Origin of the sequence: Haloferax profundi, assembly GCF_001469865.1 — an archaeon.
GTDB lineage: Archaea > Halobacteriota > Halobacteria > Halobacteriales > Haloferacaceae > Haloferax > Haloferax profundi.
In genome coordinates this window covers 1-733 of record NZ_LOPV01000585.1, presented here as the reverse complement: position 1 = coordinate 733, position 733 = coordinate 1, and the positions used below count along the sequence as shown (strand labels likewise).

1 protein-coding gene and 1 pseudogene are annotated in these 733 nt (G+C 58.8%); both read left to right on the top strand.

What is annotated here, in order from left to right; genetic code table 11:
* A pseudogene (locus tag AUR66_RS17285) lies at window positions 1-234 on the top strand (class I SAM-dependent methyltransferase); the annotation flags it as partial.
* A gap of 241 nt (window positions 235-475) precedes the next feature.
* A partial coding sequence (locus AUR66_RS17280; RefSeq protein ID WP_197409854.1) for a DJ-1/PfpI family protein occupies window positions 476-733 on the top strand: 258 nt, incomplete at its 3' end.

Below are 733 nucleotides of genomic sequence, written 5' to 3'. Positions count from 1 at the left end.
GACGAGTGGGTGTTCGAAGAGTTAGCCCGTGCCTCTGCCGACTTGGTCATCACGGCTGAGAACGAAGGAAACAGTCCGCAACGTGGACGCGACGGTGCAGAAGTGAGCTACGTCGACGACGACTTCCCGCTGTATCACCGAAACTGGAAACAGGTGTTCTCAAACATCGGCCTCGCTCAATTGCTCGAAGAACCTGGAAAGCGTGATACTGTCCGGGTCTTCCGAGTCCTTTGAACGCTTCGACTCTGTCGGAAGCACCACTCCCTGACGGAACTCACGGGTAAGTTGGTCTGCGTATTCATTGTTTTTCGCCGCAGGGCGAACGCGTGACAACGACGGCTTCCGTTCTCGTGAGGCTGAATAAAAGACTATGCCGAAATGGAGTCAATAACGATGTACGGTTGGGCATCGGCAGGACGGAGTCGGCGTGGTCGATACACGCCCGTCTGGTTCGTCATCCCAACGGTGATCAGACATGAAACTGGAAGACAAACGAATCGCCATGTTGGTCGGCCCCGGTTTCGAGGACCTGGAGTTCTGGGCCGTCTACATGCGCATGAAAGAAGAAGGGGCAGAGATTGACGTCGTCGGCATGGACGCCGGCGTGGAGTACACGGGAAAGAGCGGTGGGCTCACCGCCGAGACCGAACTCGCGGCCGGCGAGGTCGACCCGGCGGCGGTCGATGCGGTCTTGGTCCCCGGCGGCTGGACGCCCGACAAGATTCGCCGCGAC